At 69.1% G+C, this 3,354-nt stretch carries 3 protein-coding genes; all 3 read right to left on the minus strand.

Translation table 11 applies throughout. The features are described from left to right. Positions 1 to 44: 44 nt before the first annotated feature. Positions 45 to 1,265 carry an ABC transporter ATP-binding protein gene (locus tag ACWGN5_RS41700; RefSeq protein WP_453524222.1) on the minus strand — a complete coding sequence of 407 codons (1,221 nt, stop codon included), beginning with the start codon at positions 1,263 to 1,265 and terminating at the stop codon, positions 45 to 47. Then, complete coding sequence (locus ACWGN5_RS41705; protein ID WP_453524224.1) at positions 1,262 to 2,368, minus strand: ABC transporter ATP-binding protein; 1,107 nt, start codon at positions 2,366 to 2,368, stop codon at positions 1,262 to 1,264. The genes ACWGN5_RS41700 and ACWGN5_RS41705 overlap by 4 nt, the downstream gene beginning before the upstream one ends. Continuing rightward, positions 2,365 to 3,354, minus strand: a 990-nt coding sequence (locus ACWGN5_RS41710; protein ID WP_453524226.1) for an ABC transporter permease, incomplete at its 5' end; no start/stop codon positions are given. The genes ACWGN5_RS41705 and ACWGN5_RS41710, both read right to left, overlap by 4 nt.

Raw genomic sequence — 3,354 nt, forward strand, 5'->3', positions numbered from 1 at the left:
GGCCCCCGGCACGTTCCCGTGCCGGGGGCCTCCGCCGGGGATCCCTACTCCCCGGACGTGTCGTCCTTCGCGGCCGGCTCGGCCGCGGCCGCCTCCGGAGCCGACGGGGTGTCCTCGGGCTCCGGCTCCTCCGAGGCCTTCGGGGCCTTCGGGGCCTCCGGAGCCTCGGGGGCCTCCTCCGTCTTCGCGGGCTTCGGCTCCGCCGGTTCCGGCGCCTTCGTGATCGTGACGTCCACCGACTCGCGGGCCGCCGGAACCGTCACGCCCTCCGCGTTCTCCGGGTGGTGGCAGGCCACCCGCTGGCCCGGACGGAGTTCCAGGAGCGGGGGCTCCTGGGTCTTGCACAGCTCCGTGGCCTTCCAGCAGCGGGTGTGGAAGCGGCAGCCCGCCGGCGGGGCGATCGGCGAGGGCACGTCGCCCTTGAGCAGGATGCGCTCGCTCTTCACACCCCGGCGCCGCGGGTCCGGGACCGGCACCGCGGACATCAGGGCCTTGGTGTACGGGTGCATCGGGGTCTCGTAGAGGGAGTTGCGGTCCGCGAGCTCCACGATCTTGCCCAGGTACATCACCGCGATGCGGTCCGAGACGTGCCGGACGACCGACAGGTCGTGGGCGATGAACACATAGGTGAGGCCCAGTTCCTCCTGGAGGTCGTCCAGGAGGTTCACCACCTGCGCCTGGATGGAGACGTCCAAGGCGGAGACCGGCTCGTCCGCGACGACCAGCTTCGGCTTCAGGGCGAGCGCGCGGGCGATGCCGATGCGCTGGCGCTGGCCGCCGGAGAACTCGTGCGGGTAGCGGTTGTAGTGCTCCGGGTTCAGGCCGACCAGGCCCAGCAGGCGCTGGACCTCCTTCTTCACGCCGCCCTCGGGCTCGACGCCCTGGAGCTGGAAGGGGGCCGAGACGATCGAGCCGACCGTGTGGCGCGGGTTCAGCGAGCCGTACGGGTCCTGGAAGATCATCTGGACGTCCCGGCGCAGCGGACGCATCTTCGCCACGCCGAGGTGGGAGATGTCCGTGCCCTGGAACTCGACGGTGCCGCCGGTCGGTTCGAGGAGCCGGGTGATGAGCCGGCCCATCGTCGACTTGCCGCAGCCGGACTCGCCGACGACGCCGAGGGTCTCACCGGGGTAGACCTCGAAGTCGAGCCCGTCGACCGCCTTGACCGCACCGGTCTGACGCTGGAGCAGGCCCTTCCGGATGGGGAAGTGCTTCTGCAGGCCGGTGACCTTGAGCAGGGGCTCAGTGCTCTTGTTGTCGCTCACAGCTTCGGCGCAATCTCTTCGGTCCAGATGCGGGTGCGCTCCTCCTGCGGCATGTGACAGGCCGAGTAGTGGCGCTCGCCGGCCAGGGCCAGCTCGGGGCGCTGGGTGCGCGTGATGCCGCCCTTGGGGACGTCCGCGTACGGGCAGCGCGGGTTGAAGGCGCAGCCGCTCGGGACGTTGATGAGGCTGGGCGGGTTGCCCTTGACCGGGATGAGCCGCTCGGTCTGCTCGCGGTCGATCCGCGGCATCGAGCCCAGCAGGCCCCAGGTGTAGGGGTGCTGCGGCTCGTAGAAGACGGACTCGGCGGGGCCGCGCTCGACGCACCGGCCGCCGTACATCACGAGGATGTCGTCGGCGAGCTCGGCGACGACGCCGAGGTCGTGCGTGATGATGACGACCGCGGAGCCGAACTCCTTCTGGAGGTCCCGCATCAGGTCCAGGATCTGGGCCTGCACGGTGACGTCGAGCGCCGTGGTGGGCTCGTCCGCGATGAGGAGCTCGGGGTTGTTGACGAGCGCCATGGCGATCATCGCGCGCTGGCGCATACCGCCGGAGAACTCGTGCGGGTAGTTGTCGAACCGCTTGGCGGGCTCGGGGATGCCGACCCGGTCGAGGAGTTCGACGGCCCGCTTCTTCGCCGTCTTCTTGTCGGCGTCGTGGTGGATGCGGTACGCCTCCACGATCTGGTTGCCGACGGAGTAGTACGGGTGCATCGCGGACAGCGGGTCCTGGAAGATCATCGCCATCTCGCGGCCGCGCATCTTGCGGACCTCTTCGGGGTCCGCGGAGAGCAGCTCGCGCCCGTTCAGCCAGATCTCGCCGGAGATGCGGGCCTTCTGCCGGCCGTACTGGCCGACGGTGTGCAGGCCCATGATGCCGAGCGAGGTGACCGACTTGCCGGAGCCGGACTCGCCCACGATGCCGAGGGTCTTGCCCTTCTCCAGCTGGAAGCTGAGACCGTCGACCGACTTGACCAGACCGTCGTCGGTCGGGAAGTGGATCTTCAGGTCGCGTACGTCGAGGAAGGCGTCGGAGGGGGCGGACTTCCCGGTGTCGACGGGCTCTCCGACCGCCGCGCCCGTCTTCGTCAGCTTGTCCGTCATGCGAGCCTCACTCGGGGGTCGATCACCGCGTACAGAAGGTCCACCACGAGGTTGGCGATGACCACGCAGGTCGCCGTGATGAGCGTGACGGCCAGGATCAGCGGCAGGTCGCGCTCGCTGACTCCCTTGATGGCCATCCAGCCGAGGCCCTGCAGGTTGAACGTGGTCTCGGTCAGGATCGCGCCGCCGACGAGGGCGCCGAGGTCCATGCCGAAGATGGTCAGGATGGGGGTCATGGTGGAGCGCATGGCGTGCTTGCCGAGCACGACCGGCTCGGGCAGGCCCTTGGCCCGGGCGGTGCGGATGTAGTCCTCGCCCAGGACCTCCAGCATGGTGGCGCGGGTGAGGCGCGCGTACATCGCCGCGTACAGGAAGGCGAGCGTCACCCAGGGGAGCAGCAGACCGCCGAACCAGCCGCCGAAGGACTCGGTGATCGGCGTGTACGAGGCGTTGAGCCAGTGCAGCTGCGAGCGGAAGATCAGCATCGACAGCATGCCGGTGAAGAAGATGGGGAGCGAGACACCGGCGAGCGCGGTGATCATCGCGGTGCGGTCCACGATCGTGCCCCGCTTGAGCGCGGAGATCACGCCCGTCGTGACACCGAGCACGAGCCACAGCAGGGCGGCGCCGATGACCATGGACAGGGTGATCGGGAAGGCGTCGGCCAGCATCGTCGACACGTCCTGCTCGGTGCGGAACGAGTACCCGAAGCAGGGCGCGGCGCAGTGGATCGTGTCGCCGCCGCCGGTGTAGTCACGGCCGACGAAGATGCCCGAGACGAAGTGCCAGAACTGCACCAGGATCGGCTCGTCCAGGCCCAGCTTCTGCCGGATGGCCTCGATGGAAGCCGGATCCGCCTGCTTGCCGACGAACATCGCGGCAGGATCGCTGCCGGTCATCTTGGGGATGAGGAAGAAGATGCTGAGCGTCACCAGTGTGACGACGAGCAGCATCACGACGACTGCGAAGAGCCGTCGGATTATGTA

The sequence above is a fragment of the Streptomyces sp. NPDC055815 genome, from assembly GCF_053616475.1.